At 54.8% G+C, this 509-nt stretch carries 1 protein-coding gene; it reads left to right on the forward strand.

All coding sequences use genetic code 11. The features are described from left to right. Positions 1-127: 127 nt before the first annotated feature. Positions 128-509 (forward strand): copper resistance protein B (locus tag CXQ94_RS24180; RefSeq protein ID WP_219817136.1); only part of this gene is annotated, 382 nt, incomplete at its 3' end.

A 509-nucleotide genomic window follows, 5' to 3' on the forward strand; every position in this document is an offset into this window, starting at 1 on the left:
TCCGGCAGCTCAAGCCCCTGCATCTTCTGCCAAGCCCGCGGCAATGAATCATGGCTCCGGTGGGCAAATGGACCATTCTGCAATGGGTCATGGTGCGATGGACCATAGCAAGATGAACCATGGCCAAATGAAGCATGACGATACGCTCGAAATGCCCGGCATGGTTCATCCCTCGTTCATTCCAGTATTGACCGATGCGGATAGAGAAGCGGCTTTCCCTGGTCTTCAAGGTCATACGGTCCATGACAAGTATCTGGCCTGGTTCCTTCTGCTAGATCAACTTGAGTACCAGGACGCAAATGAAGGTAGCACCCTCAGTTGGGAAGCTACTGCCTGGGTTGGTGGCGATATCAATCGGTTCTGGTTTCGCTCGGAAGGTGAGCGAACGAATGGCGTTACTGAAGACGCGGAAATTCAGGCGCTTTACGGGCGTGCAATCAGTCCCTGGTGGGATGTAGTAGCAGGTGTTCGCCAGGACTTTAAGCCCGAGTCGCCGCAGACGTGGGCGG

Source organism: Arthrobacter sp. GMC3, assembly GCF_002929305.1.
Lineage (GTDB): Bacteria > Actinomycetota > Actinomycetes > Actinomycetales > Micrococcaceae > Specibacter.